Here is a 16,669-nt window from a genome sequence, read left to right on the forward strand (position 1 = left end):
TATTTCCGGTTCGCGATGTCTACCGAAGAAAGCAATTTCTACACCATGCATTGACTCAATACACCAGGATCCATGATGAGGAATGAAACATGTGCTCGAAGGTTACACCGTATCGAAATACTGCCGACCCGTACTAGCCTGCGCCACTGGGGTGCGCTGTTCTGCATCGGTGCCGCGTGAGTCAACGCTCAGGTCGCTCTGGTCGCCCACTGATTGAGCAGCACCAAACTATCGCGGTAGGGTTTTAGACTCATGCTCAGCAATAGAACCGAGGAAAACACCGCGATGCTGGTGACAATCATCAGTGAGTAGCGAACCGCCATATCATCGCCAAAGACATAGTCAGTCACTACCGCCACCGCCGTTGGACCGATCCCCAAACCGATCAGCGTTATCACAAACAGGTAAATAGCCGATGCTTGGCCGCGCATCGAGTTGGGCATAATCTCCTGAATCGCCGCCGGCGCCACACCAAACGGCATGCTCAGAAAGAACACGGTTGGCGCAACCAGAACCGCTGCCCATTGCGCGCTTTCCATCAAGGGGAAGGCCAGCACGAAAGGTATAGCGCCAAGGGCAGCATATAGACCGACACGCATATTGGCGTCGCTGCTGCCGCGCCTCGCCATCCAGTCGGCCAACCTTCCGCCGAACACGATTCCCAGGCAACCAAACACTGCCATTATGCCGCCGTATACGATCCCGACCTGACCGGAGTCCCAGCCATAGGTGCGAATGAAGAATGTCGGAATCCAGGCTGCACTGCCGTAACCGGCGAACGCCAAGCCGGCAAAGCCGAAATTATGGAAAAGCACGGTCCGTTTGTTAGCGCGCAGATACCGGCCGACCTCCGATAAAGGCACCGCGATACCAGCGCCGACGCCGTGTCTGGCAGGCTCCCTTATCGCTGACAGAAGCAGGCTAAACAGTACCCCTGCGGCGCCAAGTGCGAGAAAAATCAGCTGCCACGGACGCACTTCACCCAGCACAGGCAGGAGTACGTCACCCTGGGCAGAGGCCAGCTTGATGACCAAACCACCAAACAGAAACGCGAAACCCGATCCCAGGTATACCCCCATCGAATAGACACTGATTGCCGTAGCACGGCGCTCGGCGGGAAAGCTGTCCGCTATCAGTGAATAGGCCGCAGGTGACAAGGTTGCCTCGCCGACGCCAACGCCGATCCGGCAGATAAGGAATTGCCAGTACAGCCTGGCCAAACCACAGGCTGCCGTGGCCGCGCTCCAGAACAATATGCCGAAAGCGATCAAGCCGCGCCTGCTTCTGGTATCGGCCAAGCGCCCGAGGGGAATGCCGCATACGGTGTAGAAAAGCGCAAAGGACATTCCCATCAACAGACTCATCTGGGTGTCGCTGATCATCAGGTCGCGGCGTATTGGTCCCACCAGCAGATTGAGGATTTGCCGGTCAATAAATGACAACACGTAAGCCATCATCAATACAGTGACCGTACCCCAGGCACGGGCTTTGGAGGGATAGATATTATTATCGGGCATGGCAACTTCCTTGGAAAACATTAGCTGACAAACCGCAAGGCAGAGTTTCCTTGCCTGCTTGGTCTTGATGACTACAGTTTTCGGACACCTCGAACGCTCGTGTAAGCGGCTCCAGACCAAATGAACGCTGGATGATCGATCAGCAACGATCTCAAAACTCATGAAAGCAAAATAATCATCCTCGCTCCGCGAGCTCGGTCTCTCGTATTAATTTTTTGTTAACTTTGCCAACGCTTGTCTTGGGAATATCATCGACGAACAGGAATTTTTTAGGGATTGCCCATTTATTAATGCTGCCGCTGTCAACGAACTGCATCAGGTGGTCCTCCAGATTCGCCTGATTGATCTGGAATGATGGTATGCATACAACCATCGCCATTGGCCGTTCGCCCCACTGAAGATCCGGAATACCAACCACCGCAACGGAGATTACGGCGGGATGCTTACTGATCAAACTCTCCAATTCCAAAGAGCTGATCCACTCGCCCCCAGTCTTGATTACATCTTTGATACGGTCCTTGATTTCCAACACGCCGCGCGCATTGATAGAACCGATATCGCCGGTGTGGAGCCAGCCCCCCTCCCAGAGTTCGGCGCCTTTTTCCTGGTCATGCAGGTAGCCCAGAGTCAACCAAGGCGCACGTACCACCACCTCCCCCATAGACTCTCCGTCGTGCAACACGTCCTTGCCGCAGGCGTCGACGATCTTCAGGTCGACCATTGCAACTGGAACTCCGGTTTTGATCCTGAGTGGTAGCTGCTCCTCCATTGACTGCTCAAGCTCTGAAGCCCGTAGATAAGTTGCACATAAATTCGGGCAGGTTTCGGACATACCGTAACCGCTATAGATCTGCATGCCAGTTGCTGCAGCCTGACTTGCGGTGCCAAGTGCCAGGGCACTTCCGCCCAAGAGCATCTTCCAGCGACTGAAGTCCGTCCCGGCTGCCTCGGGGCAAGCCAGAATCATCTGCAGAATGGTTGGCACGCAGTGGCTGAACGTGACCTTCTCTTGCCGGTAGAGGCGAACCAGGGTATTGGGTTCATAACGTCCCGGATAAACCTGTTTCACCCCCATCAACGTCGCCACATAGGGCACTCCCCAGGCGTGTACGTGGAACATTGGGGTGATTGGCATATAGACATCGTCAGAGCGAAGCAGCGGTAACCCTTGATAAGCCCCCAAAGTGCCCACCGTGGCCAGAGTATGCAGCACCAACTGACGATGGCTGAAGTACACCCCCTTCGGGTTACCGGTCGTGCCTGTTGTGTAGAACACGGTGGCGACCGAGTTCTCGTCAAAATCGGGGAAGTCATAAGTCGGAGGGGATTGGGACAGCAACTGCTCGTACTCGCCCACTACGGGCAACGTCGTTGCTTTGGCCGTCTCGTCGCTCAGCTGGATGTAGCCTTTGACAGTCGTCAGTCCGCCATGGATTTGCTCCAGCAGCGGCAGAAAATCATCATGGGCAAGGACTAAATCATCCTCCGCATGGTTCATCGTATAAAGCACCTGCTCCGCAGACAGGCGAACATTTACCGTATGCAGTACGGCGCCGATCATTGGTACAGCGAAAAAACACTCCAGGTAACGATGACTGTCCCAATCCAGCATCGCCACCGTGTCCCCAGCCTTGACGCCTGCTGCTGTCAACACGTTGGCCATTTGCCTAATACGCTCATTGAGCGTGCGGTAGCTGTAACGCAGCTTGTCAGCGTAGACAATCTCCTGTTCTGTTTCATAGCGCTGCCCTGAAAGCAGCAGACTCTTGATCAGCAGTGGGTACTCGTACGCGCCTGGCGAAGGGAGAATTATTTTTGTTTTAACCATGAGGACATCTCCCAGAGGGATTTCATTGAATTTCACTAAGGTTTTGTTGGCGCTGACACCATCGGTTTAATTGATGTCGACCAGCGCCCCAAGGGGTCAGAACTGCGCGGCGTCGAGCGCGTAAAGCGACTCACTGCCGGCCTTTACTGCCGCGCTCAATGAATGGATACGTGGTAACAGACGAGCGAAGTAGAAACGCGCAGTCCCGAGCTTGCTGACATAAAAGTCTTCTTGCTCTTGCTTGTCCAAGGCAGCACGCGCCATCAGCGCCCACATGTAGGCGTACGCGGTATAACCGAATACCTGGAGGTACTCCACCGAGGCGGCGCCGACCTCATTAGGATTAGCCCTGGCCTGCACGATGACCCAAGCGGTCAACGCATCAAGGGTGTCGATGGCTGCTTGCAACGGTACGGCGAACTCGCTCAACCCCTCATCGGCAGCGCTGATGAAATCCTTCACTTCGTTACTGAAATGCTTGTAAAAACTCCCACCGCAGCCGACCACCTTGCGCCCCATCAAGTCGAGCGCCTGGATGCCATTTGTACCTTCGTAGATCTGGGTGATGCGGCAGTCCCGGATCAACTGCTCCTGGCCCCACTCGCGAATGAAACCATGACCACCAAAGACCTGTTGGCCATGCACCGTGGTCTCTAAACCCATATCAGTGAGGAACGCTTTTGCCACAGGGGTCAACAAGGCAACCATTTCTTCGGCACGCTCTCGCGTAGTGGCATCTTCGCTGTACTTGGCAGTGTCCAGTTGCATCGCCACGTAGCTGTAGAAGGCACGCCCCCCCTCGTTCAGAGCTTTCATCGTCAGCAACATACGGCGAACGTCCGGGTGCACGATGATCGGATCCGCAACTTTGTCTTTGGCTTGGGCTCCAGTCGGTGCGCGACTCTGGAGACGGTCCCGGGCGTATTCGACAGCGTTCTGGTAAGACCGCTCGCCCAACGCCAGACCTTGGATACCAACGCCCAGGCGCTCGTAGTTCATCATTGTAAACATCGCCGCCAGTCCCTTGTTTGGCGCATCGACGATCCAGCCGATGGCGCCATCGAAGTTCATCACACAGGTGGCAGCACCCTTGATGCCCATCTTGTGTTCGATCGAGCCGCAATGGACTGCATTGCGTTCACCCAATGAGCCATCGGCGTTGACCATGAACTTCGGCACTATAAAAAGCGAGATACCCTTAGGGCCCGCAGGGGCGTCAGGAAGCTTGGCGAGTACCAGGTGGATGATGTTCTCGGTCAGGTCCTGCTCACCACCAGTGATGAATATTTTGGTACCGGTGACCGTGTAGCTGCCATCGGCCTGAGGTTCGGCCTTGGTACGGATAATCCCAAGATCGGTGCCCGCATGCGGTTCAGTCAGGCACATTGATCCAGTCCACCGGCCCTCGTACATGTTGGGCAGGTACTTGGTCTTCAGCTCTTCACTGGCGTGGTTCAGAATCGACAGGCAGGCCCCGGCAGTCAACATCGGGTACAGGGCAAACGACATATTTGCCGAGTTGACCATTTCTTCGACCTGGGCACCGATCAACTTAGGCATGCCCATCCCGCCAAATTCCGGCGCACCGCCGACTCCCACCCAGCCACCTTCTGCATAGGTTCGGTAGGCCTGGGGAAAACCTGCAGGAGTCTTCACCGCGCCGTCACGCCATGAGCATCCCTCTTCGTCGCCGCTTCGATTGAGCGGACCGATCACTTCACCAGTAACTTTTCCGGCCTCCTCCAGGATGGCCATAGCAGTCTCTTCATCTGCCACCTCGGCCAAGGCAGGCAGTTGAGCCCACAACCTGGAAACCTCGAACACTTCATTGAGGACAAAGCGCATATCGCGCAACGGAGCTTTGTAATCAGCCATAACAGAGTCTCTTAATATTGTTTGCATGGGTATGCAGTGGTTGATGTAGAGCCAGCTTCACCTGCGAGCAATACGCTTCTGGGTCACGGGAACATTCCAAAGTACGGTGTGCACCGACAACGGCAGAACGCTGGAAAGCGATCCAAGCACAATTGCAGTCAATACTGCGGGCCTCTGCGACGCTGTCAGTTCTGACTGTTCCAGCCAGCTTGGCAGGTTGTTCAACCAGGCCATTACCGCGTGCACGGTCGCCGCAAGCACCGGCGAGGGTGCGCTCGCCCCAGCCTCGCGCAACAGGACCAAAAAACGATGTTCATACTCTTGTCGCATCTTGCAAATGTGTTGCTGGTGGTCCACCGAAAGGCAGTGGAACTCACGCTCAGCGATGAGAAAATGCATGGCGCGTCGCTCGTGCAAGCCAATATGCGCATGCACGAACGCCTTCAGGCACGCAAGAGAACAATCCTTATCGCGGCACCGCGCCAAGGCGAGTAAGTCGGTGAAGAGCTCCTCGATCAAATCGAACAACAGCTGTTCTTTGCTCTCAAAATGGCAGTAAAAAGAACCGGGGCCCATCCCCAGTTGCTGCGCCAGTTCGCGTACGCCAACCCGAGCAAAACCTCGCCGGGCGAAAAGCTGCAAGGCGGTTTTTCGCAGCGGTTCCAATCGCGAAGGGATAGACTCCTCAGCGCACTTATCACCAATCTGATTCATTCACCGACGTACCTCTAGACGCGCTCAAAGATCGCTGCGATGCCCTGACCACCACCGATACACATGGTCGCCAATGCATAGCGTCCCTGGATGCGATGCAGTTCGTGGACAGCTTTGGTCACAATCATCGCTCCCGTAGCACCCACTGGATGACCGATAGAAATACCCGAACCGTTCGGGTTGACTCTGGCAGGATCAAACTCAAGCTCGCGAGCCACAACAAAGGCCTGGGAAGCGAAGGCTTCGTTGGACTCGATCACGTCAAGGTCTGCGACCGTCAAGCCGGCGCGTTTTAGAGCAAGACGAGTAGCAGGAATCGGCCCCAACCCCATCAGCTCCGGCTCAACGCCGGAACACGCGTAGCTGACCAGACGCGCCAGAGGGCGCAAGTTATCGCTCTTGACCGCCGCATCAGTCGCCAACAGCAGCGCTGCGGCGCCGTCGTTCAAGCCCGAAGCGTTGCCGGCGGTAACTGTCCCGTCCGGTTTGAACGCCGCTTTCATAGCTGCCAACTGTTCCAGCGTGACATCACCGCGCACGTGCTCATCGATCTCGAACAGTTGCATGCCTTTACGCGTTTTCACTTCAACCGGTACGATCTGCCCGACAAAGCGACCCTCAGAGATGGCGCGAGCCGCACGTTTCTGGCTTTCCAGCGCGAGCGCATCCTGATCGGCGCGGCTGACACCATAACGCTCGGCGATGTTCTCGGCGGTAATGCCCATGTGAATGCGGTGAAAGGGGTCATGCAAAATACCCAGCATGTAGTCCAGGGCCTGCATATCGCCGAGGCGACCACCCCAACGTGCGCCGGGAATCAGGTAAGGGCCGCGGCTCATGCACTCGGCGCCGCCGGCAATCGCGACTTCGGTTTCCCCCAGCAGCAGGCTCTGCGCCGCCGAGATTATCGCCTGCAGGCCGGAACCGCACAGGCGGTTGACGTTGAAAGCTGGAGTTTCCTTGGGGATCCCGGCTTCAATCGCGGCGACCCGCGAGAGGTAGGCGTCACGCGTATCGGTCGGGATCACAGTGCCCAGCACCACATGCCCCACACGGTCTGGTGCACAGCCGCTGCGCTGCAGGGTCGCCTGCACGGCCGTCGTGGCCAGTTGCGACAGCGGGGTGTCCTTGAGCGTGCCACCGAAGGAGCCGATTGCAGTTCGTGTGGCGCTGACGATAAACACTTCGGGTTTATACATGGGAACTCCTTTGAGATTGGTATCTAGTTGCTGCGCATAGGCTGCGGCCAGCTTGAAAATGACGCCTCGCTGGCCTATTCCGTTGAAACTCAGTTCTTGAATGCTTGTTGCTCGAACTTGATTGCTCCGGGCGAGTAGTGAACTTCCCAGGCTATCGGGGTGGTTTCTGGAGACGATGAACCTCCCTCAGGCGAAACCGCCAAGCCCTGTACTTTTTTTGATTTTCGGCAGTTGCCACAAAGCCATCCGATTCATAATCGGGGGAGTACGGTCAGTAGCATTTGTCCAGAGCCACTCTCAAAGCACGAAGCGGAGTCGAATCAGTCGAAGGATTCGCTTGTATACCCACTGAGCCGTCAATCCACCGCACATGCAGCGGGCAAACAGATTCTACGGCGTCTGATTTGTCAGTCGTTCAGTGCTTATCGCCGGAGGACGCTGCAGCCGACAAACTGCCGATGTAGTCGATGAGCGCCTTACGCTCGACATCCCCGCCGATCTGGAGGGAGATGCCGCGCATCCAGAGCCCCAACTGGTCGGAATGCGCTTCGCTGCCGCGCACGCCCAGTACGTAGTGTTTGAGCTGACGATCGAGGTAGGGGGCATCGAGAATGCGCAGATTGGGTGTTTTCAGCAGGGCAAATCCCTCGCCTTCAGGGCCGTGGCAGCTGGCGCAAGTACCCTGATAGAACGCCTTGCCTTGGGCAGCCTGTTCGCCGACCTCGACTTGGGGCTGCGGCGACTCCAGACGGGCATAATGGCGAGCCAAACGCTCGAAATCGGCCTCGTCCAATTGGGCCACCATGGCGCGCATCTGCGCGCCATGGGTGTCCTTGGCGTCATAGCCACGCCGCCCCGCCTTGAAATTACGCAGCTGAAGGGCCAGGTATTCGGCGTGCTGACCAGCCAGCGACGGCGCGCCAAGTGCGGCATTACCCTGCCCTTGGTCGCCGTGACAGCCGGCGCACGTCGCGAGCATTGCGGTTGAGGGCGTTTCGGCGGCCCAAACCTTTACCGTTGCGACGAGCAGGAGCAGGCCGACACTGATGCTTACCTTCATAGATTCAGGTTCCTTTGCGCTGTTGTTGTTCTTGGTGGGCAATACGCTCAAGCAGCTCGCGGCGAACCCGCTCGATGTCGACCGGGGAGGTCTGGCGCCATGCGTGCAATTCAGCCCCGGTGTAGGGTTTGAAATCGGCAGGCAGTTCGGCAGCGCTGAACGTTACTAGCATCCAGTTGAGGACACCTGCCAATGCATCATCGGAAAGCCCCGAGAGTGCAGAACCAGGCACCTGGACCAGATAGGCTCGACCGCCCGGCACGCTGAGGAATTTACCCAGTTGCCCAGGAAAAGCCGGAACCTGCCGCTGCGGGTTACCGCTACCGTCCGGCAGGTGACAGCCCTGGCAATTGAGCATGTAATCGAACTGGCGCTGTTCAGTGGCCCATAGCGAGGGGGACCCGGCTAACATCAGCCCGACGAGCGCGGCGACGGAGAGAAATCGGACCGACATAGGCTTACTCTTTCACCCCGATGACCACCGACAGCGAGCAGTGATAGGGCATATCGGCGTGGCTTCCGGCGCACCAGTTGAGGTCATTGGAACTCTGCGGACGATAAATAGGCGTATCACCCTGGTCGCGTTGGCAGACACAACGGCCGCAGTTATCTTTGCCACAGCAGTCGTTATAGGAGATCACATAGCTCTTACCGTCGGCCGGGTTGCGGCACGTGCCGATCCAGGTGATATCCGAACGCACGGTGCCTGGCGGGCAACTATTCGCCGAGCCGCCACAACAACCGCAGAGGAATCCGTCAATTGCACAGTAGCGCCAGTAGTCGCAACTGTTCGGGTCGCCCTCTTCCACTAGGCCGGAACTCGACTTAGCGAAGGCGCTGCTACGGTAAACCGGCAGGAGCGTCGCCGCACTGGCACCGATCAGCAGCGTGCCCAATCCGCCAAGGAAGCCACGCCGCGAGGTATCTCGAGCAGTTTTGCGGGCAAACATCTCGGCGGCTTCGTCAAACCATTTGATCGCCATACTTAATGCACCTGCTTGTAAAGTGTATGTTCCTCAGCGGCCTTGAACGCCTGAATCGATGCATAGCCCAGCGCCTGGGCCTCGAAGAGGCTTTCCAAATGCTCACGGGTATTGATCAACCCGTGAGTGACCACAGTACCCGCCGCATCGATCAGTACGCCGTAGGGCAACTTGCTGATCTGGTAGGCCATACCCACCTCCTGCGACAACAGGTAGGGGAAATCCTGCAGGCGATGCGCCTCAATAAACGCCTGATGCGAGGCTGCATCGCCATCGCTTGCCAGCACCACTCGAAGTCGCGCGCGCTCCTGCTCGCGAATCGACTGGAGCACAGGCAGCAAGGTCTTGCAGACCGGACAGGTTTCGGAGAGGAAGAACAGCAGGGTCGACTGGCTCTGAGCGTTGCCGCCCCCAAGACTGACCGAGCCCCCGTTCAGACTTGGCAGCGTGAAGCTTGGCGCGATTTCACCGGCCTTGATGGACTTGCCTAGCGACAGCGCCCCAACGGGTTTGATTCGCTCGTGAAGCAAGCCGACCTGACGGGCCAGAGCCCATACGGCCAAGATCAGACCCAAGGTTGTCAGCCAGGAGAAAATACTGGAGATCATCAGTGCATATGTCATGATTTTCAAAGCGCTCGCAGGGAAATACGGTTGGATATCAGTAGATTCGCCAGTAGGTAAAACACCGCAACGCTGCACAGCAGGAAGCCCAACGTGACGGCGTCGAACCACACCAACGGTCGACCCTGCATCGGCCCCATCAGGTTCACCATTGGCAGAAGCAGCAACACGTTGCGCCATACCAGCGCCATGCTTGGTGCCTGGGGCTTTCCGCCAAAGTGACAGCCACAGTCCTCAATGACCGCTCCACGCGCTACGCTTGCCACCAGCACAAGGGCATACAGCGCGAGCAGTAGCCCTGCAAGCAATGCGGTCCAAGGCATCCAGAAACTCAGCACGAGCCCAACGGCGGCAATCATCTCCAGCCATGGCAAAAGGCGCGCCAGCACCAAGCGCAACCCATGGGGCAACATCCCCCCTAAGGCCACACCGTAGTTGTCCAGCACACGAGCGAATCCCTGCCTGTCGTGCAACTTGTGCAGAGCCGCAGCGCCCAGCAGCAGCGTGAGGCCTAAAGCACTGGACAGGTGGACGACCGGGTCGTGCAAATAGGTCGCGATCACCACGGCATCACCGCATTCATAGCGCCCGAAGGCAGGTCGCCAATGCTGCGCAGGTGCTTGCCGCTTTCGGCGTCATACAGATTGATGCCCTGACGCCAGAGCGGTGCAAGACCCGCCTCGCCCTCGGCCTTGTAGATTGAGGCTATGAACTCGCTCGATAGGGGCACCCTCCAGTCCAAACTGTAGAGACGCGGCTGCTCACCCTGGCTGACGCCAATGGCGGTGCTTAGCTCATTCAGCTTGATGCGCGCCACCCGCAGCTGAGTCTTGGTGTCGTATACCCACACCTCGGTGCCGGGCTTCTGGTAGTTCTCCGGCTTGTCCTGATGCATCAGCACAAACAGCCGGCCACTCTGTTTATGCAACGCAGTTCCGTGGTTGCCGGCCACCCCCCAACCGTCGGCACGCTCCTGGTCGCTGACCAGCGACCAACGGTGGGATGGTTTAATGCCATCGGCGCTCATCTGCAGGCCATAGGCATTGTTATGCTGAGACACGAAATACCAGGTATCTCCCATGCGCGAACCGGTAGTCAGCAGCAGGTCCTGCAACGGATCGAAGACCGGCACGCTGCGCTCCTGCATACGAACCTGACCTTGATCGTCGAGGCCGAGATGCAAGAAGCCGCCATTGCCGCAAATGGAGTAGAAGTCGCGCGGCCCCGCTGCATAGATGGAGGCACAGCCAGGCGTGGGAACTTCTGTGACGAATCGATTGTTTTCCAAATCGACGATGCTGATCGATTGAGCAGGGGTGAAGTTGAGCACCAAGAGGAAACGGTCATCGTCCGACAGCACGCTCAGCCCAGTGGAAATCAGGGCAGACACGCGCTTGGGCGGAATCGCGATCTCGCGCTTGACGCTCAGGGTTCTGGCGTCATAGACGCTAATCACATCCGTGCGCTCACCGCGCACGCCCCGGCTGAAATAGGTATCGACGGCGTACAGTTCGTCGCGCTTGCGCGAAGCGAGCAGGCTGTTGAACCACACACCCGTACTCAGCATACCGAGGTTGCGCCCGCTGCCATCAAACAGTAAGGCACGGCCGCTGCCCATACTGGGGGAGTTGCTGCCCCAGACCCAGAACCAATTCTGCCCCCGGTGATCGCCCAGGACTTCAGTCGGGGCCTCTTCCGGCTCGAACTTCGCCACAGCAGGCAACGCCGTGACTGCCAATGACAGACCGCACAACAAGTATCTGAGTGAACGCTTCAACATAGGGTGTTATCCAGTGACGTCAGGTAAAGGTTCAGTGAAGTTTCAGCTTAAGCTCGAGAGGGCTGGCTGGCTTGACCCGACATGACAAAACGCTTGACAGCAAGTGTCACCCCAGCCGCGCTATCAGAGCCGAAAACGACCAATATGCAGCCCAAGCTCCTGCATCAACTCGGCCACTTGGGCCTGTTCCTGTTCGGCCGGAAGCGCCAGGTGGTTGATCTTCTCGGCCATCTGACCAACGGAGACAATTTTGCAACTCAGCTCATCGGTGACGGCGCTCTGCTGCTCCACCGCAATGGCAATCTGCGAGGCCAGATCGGAAATCTCTCCCGCTGCGCCGATGATACGTTGCAGTGTCTGCTCCGCCGCGTCGGCATGCGCGACACTGTCATGCAGATGCAGCAAGCTACGCTCGATGGCCGCTACGGCGCACTGGGAACCCTGCTGGATGCCGTGGACAATGGCTTCGATCTCACCGCTCGATTTCTGAGTACGCGCCGCCGATGCCCGCACTTCGTCGGCCACCACAGCAAAACCTCGCCCATGCTCCCCGGCACGCGACGCCTCAATGGCCGCGTTCAGCGCCAGCAGATTGGTCTGCTCGGCAACTCCGCGGATAAGCTGCATGATTTGGGCGATGCGCACCGAATCCTCATTCAGTTCGCTGGCGATGGCTTGCCCTCCCGATTTCCTCAACCAACACCGTCGCACCTCGCAGGCGCCCTGCCGTGACCACTTCGCTCTCCTGCGCTGCGCCATGGGAGCACTGAGCCGCAACCGCGGTGGTCGTAGCGTTGCGCGTGATCTGCTTCACCGAGCAGGCCATCTGTTTGATGGTAGTCACCACCTGATCGATCTCGCTGTGCTGCCGTTCAATAGCCCAAGCTCGAAGCTGGCCCGGGTGCGCCCTCACCTACTCCTGAGAATGGCGCACCTCCAGCAGCAGATCACGTAGGCCCGCCATGAAGCAGTTGGCGCTGACCGCCAGTGCTCCAACCTCGACTGGCCTGCTCGTCAGCGAGTAGCGCCTCGCTGATAACCTCGCGACTCAAATCGCCACGGACATTGCGCGACCAGAGGGTCGCCACGCGGCCGCGTTCGTTGGCACCCACCTCGGCACGTCCGGCGAATGCGCTGTCGAAACCATCGAAAACATTGGGCTCGAGCACCACATAAGTCGCATAGCTATCACGGCTGGCTGGCAGAGCTGTCTGCACGTCACGGTCCAAAGCCACGCGTTCCTCGGCAAACAGACCTTCCTTATGAGCGAGCTCAATATGACTATTCACCTGGAAGGCGCTACTGATGAGCGACATCTCGCCAGCCAGCGCCTGGCTCATACGGCCTTACCGCGCCCAGCACAAAGGCTCGATGCGCTGGGTCACCTCCTCCAGCCCCCGACGGGCCGAGCCCCCCCCCCCCGATAGACACGAGCGCACTGGTGATCAGAGCCAGCAACAGAGCATTGAATAACACCAGCTTGAGTCGTAACGACGCCCAGCGAACCAGTTGCGCATGCTTGCACTTCTTGTGATGAAGCCGTGATGCACTGCACCAGGAGCCTCCGCATCTCGCTATCCATGTCATGCAGCGGCGATCGTGCACGAAGTTGGGATGATGCGGATCAGCGGAGGGGCCATTGATGGAACAGGGGCGAGAGCATTCGTCGCAACGCTAGACGCAGCGAACGCCCAACAAACGAAGCTGCGCCTTGCAAGCCTTACTGCGGCACCACACCTGTTGGGCCGAACAGCAACACACGGCCATCGGTCAACGGTGCCAGTGCAGCCAGGTTCAGGCGATCATCCCGAACCGAGGCGGTGAAACGCTCCAGCCCCACGTCCGCGATAGCAACCAGGCCGCCATTACCTGCCAGTACGACACGGCCATCGGCCAACTGAGTAATGGCCGTGATCGCTTCCTGACTACCACTGTCCACTTCGCGCCATCGGTCACCCAGGTTTTCGCTGAGCAACACCCGGCCACTCATGCCGACTAGCAATAATCTGCCATCACGCATGCCAAGCCCGCTCCACAGCGAGCCGCTGACACCGGTATCGAGCGTCTGCCAGGTACCACCTCGATTCAGGGAGCGGTACGCATTGCCCATCTCGGCTGCGATAAACAGACTGCCTCCCGGGCCAGGGAAGATGTGATTGAGGTGATACTCGTCCCCCTCTGCGCCAACCTGCAGATGCTTCCAGTTCCGGCCGCCATCCCAGGTCTCGGCGGCATAACCGTACGACCCGACAACGATGCCATGACGGGCGTTCTCGAACCATACAGAGAGCAGCACCGGATGGCCTTCCAGACGCTGCTGGAGAGCCCAGGTCTCACCACCATCCGCGGTGCGTAGCAGAACGCCGCCGTGGCCAACCGCCCAGCCCTGCTTGGCATCAACGAAACTCAGCGCGGTGAGCAAACCATCCACCGGCACGCCCCTGGCCTGGCGCCAGGTCAGGCCATCATCGGACAACACCACCACACCATGGTCGCCAAGGGCAATCAGGCGCTGGCCAGCCTGGGTTACCGCCAGCAGCGGCGCATGCTGCGCCTGGGTTAGCGGCATGGCCGGAGCAGCCCCTTCGACGGCAGCTCCTAGCATGACCAGCGCCAGCAACAGTGGGCGCAGGGAACAAATAACGGACATTGGGTGCCCTCCTATTAATGTGCGATCAGGGGCGCGCGAACCCGCCCGCGTCGGGGAATCAGGGTGTCCAGCATTACGGCGATAGCCGGCAGCAAGGTGATGGCCATGATCATGTTGATCATGAACATGAACGTGAGAAGCAGGCCCATATCGGCCTGGAACTTCAGCGCGGAGAAGGACCAGGTGGCGACGCCCACCGACAACGTGAGCGCAGTGAACACCGTAGCCACGCCCACTTCACGCAGGGCCAGCTTGAAGGCGTTGACAATGTCCTGCCCCTCGGCGAGATGCATCTGCAGGCGGTTGTAGATGTAGAACGCGTAATCCACGCCGATACCCACTGCCAGTACCATCACCGGCAAGGTTGCGACAGTCAGACCGATGTCCAACTCCTTCATGAACCAGTAGCCGAGAAAGGTTGCCAGCGTCAGCGGCACACAACAGGCAATCATAGCCCGCCAATCGCGGTAGACCAGGAACACCAGCAGCAAAATGGTCAGGTAGACGTAGAGCATCATCGGTAGTTCGGAGACCTCCACCACCTCGTTGGTGGCTGCCTGCACGCCGGCGTTGCCGCTGGCCAGACGCACGGTCACCCCCTCCAGCGCATGCTCGAGACGGTAGTGCTCGACAGCCTGCACCACCCGCTTCAAGGTGCTGGCCTTGTGATCGGCAAGGTAGAGATTGACCGGCAGCAACGTGCAGTCTGCGTTGTACAGGCGCAGGACCTCAGGCACCTGGCGCACCGCCTCACCTAGAGACAGCTCGTCCATCGGCAGAGCCGCCCACTTCGGATTGCCTTCGTTGACCCCTGAGGCCGATAACTTGGTCAGTGCTGGCAAGGACTGGGCCGAGAGTACACCCGGCACGTTACCCAGGTACCAGGTCAATCGGTCCACATAACTCATGACGTCATGTCGGTAGCAGCCGCCCTTGGGGGTTTCCACGGCCACGGTGAACAGGTCCAACCCCAAGGCGAAGTGGCTGACCACGCTTTCCACGTCCTGGTTGTAGCGGGAATCCGCGTGGAGCTCCGGTGCACCCGGCAGCACGTGACCGACATGGCGCCCCTGGCTTTGCCACACGGCCAGCACCATCAGCGCCAGGCATAGCAGGCCGCCGATGGCGGCATTACGTGGCTCGGCGATTCGCCCCAGACTGATCATTGCGTTATCGCGCCAGTGGCGCAGGCGCTCAACGCGGGCCACATAGGCGGCATCGAAGCGGAAGTAGCTGGCCAGTACCGGCAGCATAATCAGGTTGGTAATGATCTTGTACGCCACGCCCACCGAGGCGGTGATAGCCAGCTCGCGGATCATCGGGATGGGCACCAGCACCAAGGTGGCAAAACCGACGAAGGCGGTGATCAACGCCAGGGTGCCAGGAATCAGCAGGCCGCCGAAACTGCGGCGAGCGGCGGTCATGCCGTCAGCACCGGCACAAACCTCCCTGGATATGAAGTTGACCTGCTGCACACCATGGGACACGCCGATGGCGAACACCAGGAACGGAACCAGGATCGCAAGCGGATCAAGGCCGAAACCCAGCAGGGTAATGGTGCCGAACTGCCAGACCACCGAAACCAACGAACAGAAAAGCGGCAGGAAGGTCAGTACCCACGAGCGGGTGTACCAATACACGGCCAGTGCCGTGAGAACGAACGCCAGCGCGAAGAAACCCACGACACTTTTGGCACCTGCCCCGATATCGCCCATTTGCTTGGCGAAGCCGATGATCTGCACCTCATAGTCGGCATCAGCGTACTTGGCACGCAGCTCGTCCTCGAGTTGCTGGCTGAACTCCAGATAGTTCAAGCGCTTGCCTGTCCGCGGGTCCGGGTCTGCCAGCTCGGCCACCACCATGGCACCGCTATGATCGTTCGCCACTAAGCTGCCGACGAAACCGCCGATGATGGTGCGTTCACGAATACCGACGATGGCACGGCCATCCAGAGTCCCGACCGTGACGTCACCGCCGACCACGTCCTCGGCCTTCATGCCCTCCTCGGTGATCTGTACGGCACGGGTGTTCGGCGTCCACAAGGAGGTCACACTGCGCCGGTCGATCCCTGGCATGAAGAACAGCGTCTGGGTGATATCGTACAGACGCGTCAGCGCCTGCTTGTTCCAAATGTCGCCCTGCTTTGCATGCAATACCACGATGATCCGGTTTGCCCCGAACAGCACATCGCGATACTGATTGAACGTCTTGATAAAGGCATGCTGCTGCGGCAACTGCTTATCGAAGCCCGCCGACATTTCCAGGCGCGAAGCGTAAATGCCCATGACCAGAGTGATAACGGCCAGCAGGCCAAGAGTCGCCAGACGATGGCGGAAGAAAAGGCGCTCAAGCACCGATACGAGTGAAGCCAACATGGAATGCCTCAATATCACGAGTGTCGCCAACGGCGGGCCGCGCGCGAGCATGCGCAACCGACCCT

Annotated in this window: 14 protein-coding genes and 1 pseudogene; all 15 read right to left on the minus strand. The window is 58.6% G+C overall.

Annotated elements, in window-relative coordinates:
• Nucleotides 1-188 precede the first annotated feature (188 nt).
• Nucleotides 189-1,517 (minus strand): MFS transporter, encoded by a 1,329-nt coding sequence (locus tag JUI81_RS02245; protein ID WP_204123584.1) that lies wholly within the window; start codon nucleotides 1,515-1,517, stop codon nucleotides 189-191.
• A gap of 175 nt (nucleotides 1,518-1,692) precedes the next feature.
• Complete coding sequence (locus JUI81_RS02250; protein ID WP_204123585.1) at nucleotides 1,693-3,345, minus strand: fatty acid--CoA ligase; 1,653 nt, start codon at nucleotides 3,343-3,345, stop codon at nucleotides 1,693-1,695.
• A 96-nt stretch (nucleotides 3,346-3,441) separates the two neighbouring features.
• Nucleotides 3,442-5,220: an acyl-CoA dehydrogenase C-terminal domain-containing protein gene (locus tag JUI81_RS02255; RefSeq protein WP_204123586.1), complete on the minus strand. Its 1,779-nt coding sequence runs from the start codon at nucleotides 5,218-5,220 to the stop codon at nucleotides 3,442-3,444.
• Between the two features lie 57 nt (nucleotides 5,221-5,277).
• On the minus strand, nucleotides 5,278-5,934 hold the full coding sequence (locus JUI81_RS02260) for a TetR/AcrR family transcriptional regulator (RefSeq protein ID WP_204123587.1): 657 nt from the start codon (nucleotides 5,932-5,934) through the stop codon (nucleotides 5,278-5,280).
• A gap of 14 nt (nucleotides 5,935-5,948) precedes the next feature.
• A complete protein-coding gene (locus JUI81_RS02265; RefSeq protein ID WP_204123588.1) occupies nucleotides 5,949-7,133 on the minus strand; it encodes an acetyl-CoA C-acyltransferase family protein in 1,185 nt (394 codons plus the stop codon).
• Between the two features lie 415 nt (nucleotides 7,134-7,548).
• Complete coding sequence (locus JUI81_RS02270; protein WP_204123589.1) at nucleotides 7,549-8,193, minus strand: cytochrome c; 645 nt, start codon at nucleotides 8,191-8,193, stop codon at nucleotides 7,549-7,551.
• A gap of 4 nt (nucleotides 8,194-8,197) precedes the next feature.
• Nucleotides 8,198-8,647 carry a hypothetical protein gene (locus JUI81_RS02275; protein ID WP_204123590.1) on the minus strand — a complete coding sequence of 150 codons (450 nt, stop codon included), beginning with the start codon at nucleotides 8,645-8,647 and terminating at the stop codon, nucleotides 8,198-8,200.
• 4 nt (nucleotides 8,648-8,651) lie between these two features.
• Entirely contained in the window at nucleotides 8,652-9,170 is a 519-nt protein-coding gene (locus JUI81_RS02280; protein ID WP_374707257.1) for a methylamine dehydrogenase light chain, read from the minus strand.
• An 8-nt stretch (nucleotides 9,171-9,178) separates the two neighbouring features.
• Nucleotides 9,179-9,784, minus strand: a complete 606-nt coding sequence (gene mauD / locus JUI81_RS02285; protein WP_239077650.1) for a methylamine dehydrogenase accessory protein MauD — start codon at nucleotides 9,782-9,784, stop codon at nucleotides 9,179-9,181.
• A 20-nt stretch (nucleotides 9,785-9,804) separates the two neighbouring features.
• Nucleotides 9,805-10,365: a MauE/DoxX family redox-associated membrane protein gene (locus tag JUI81_RS02290; protein ID WP_204123593.1), complete on the minus strand. Its 561-nt coding sequence runs from the start codon at nucleotides 10,363-10,365 to the stop codon at nucleotides 9,805-9,807.
• Nucleotides 10,359-11,579, minus strand: coding sequence for an amine dehydrogenase large subunit (locus JUI81_RS02295; RefSeq protein WP_204123594.1), 1,221 nt, complete (start codon nucleotides 11,577-11,579; stop codon nucleotides 10,359-10,361). Before JUI81_RS02295 ends, JUI81_RS02290 begins: the two co-directional genes overlap by 7 nt.
• Nucleotides 11,580-11,702: 123 nt before the next feature.
• Nucleotides 11,703-12,197 (minus strand): annotated as a pseudogene (locus JUI81_RS02300) (methyl-accepting chemotaxis protein); the annotation flags it as partial.
• A gap of 329 nt (nucleotides 12,198-12,526) precedes the next feature.
• A complete protein-coding gene (locus JUI81_RS02305; RefSeq protein ID WP_204123596.1) occupies nucleotides 12,527-12,895 on the minus strand; it encodes a hypothetical protein in 369 nt (122 codons plus the stop codon).
• A 404-nt stretch (nucleotides 12,896-13,299) separates the two neighbouring features.
• Complete coding sequence (locus JUI81_RS02310; RefSeq protein ID WP_204123597.1) at nucleotides 13,300-14,229, minus strand: YCF48-related protein; 930 nt, start codon at nucleotides 14,227-14,229, stop codon at nucleotides 13,300-13,302.
• Between the two features lie 14 nt (nucleotides 14,230-14,243).
• Complete coding sequence (locus JUI81_RS02315) at nucleotides 14,244-16,604, minus strand: RND family transporter (RefSeq protein ID WP_204123598.1); 2,361 nt, start codon at nucleotides 16,602-16,604, stop codon at nucleotides 14,244-14,246.
• Nucleotides 16,605-16,669: the final 65 nt, after the last annotated feature.

The organism is Pseudomonas sp. 008 (assembly GCF_016861935.1).
Lineage (GTDB): Bacteria > Pseudomonadota > Gammaproteobacteria > Pseudomonadales > Pseudomonadaceae > Aquipseudomonas.